The sequence below is a fragment of the Flavobacterium sp. T50_26 genome (genome assembly GCF_057652995.1).
Map to the genome: position 1 here is coordinate 1 of NZ_JBYFCC010000076.1, position 257 is coordinate 257.

Consider the following 257-nt stretch of genomic DNA (forward strand, 5'->3'; position numbering starts at 1 on the left):
GGAAACCCAGCGTTGAGCAAAGACGGTAAAACGTTGTATTTTGCCTCGAACAGACCAGGTAGTATCGGTGGAACAGATATTTGGAAAGTAGCCGTTAATGCAGATGGCTCTTATGGTGAACCGGAGAACCTAGGATCAAAAGTAAACACAGAAGGCGAGGAGAACTTCCCATTTGTAACTGAAGACAACAAAACGCTTTATTTCGCTTCCAACGGCAGACAAGGTTTTGGTGGATTAGATGTCTTTGCGTATGATAT

Annotated in this window: 1 protein-coding gene; it reads left to right on the forward strand. The window is 43.6% G+C overall.

Going from position 1 to position 257, the window contains the following annotated elements; translation table 11 throughout:
- Window positions 1-257 (forward strand): TolB family protein (locus AC23MC_RS16500; RefSeq protein WP_487569415.1); only part of this gene is annotated, 257 nt, incomplete at both ends.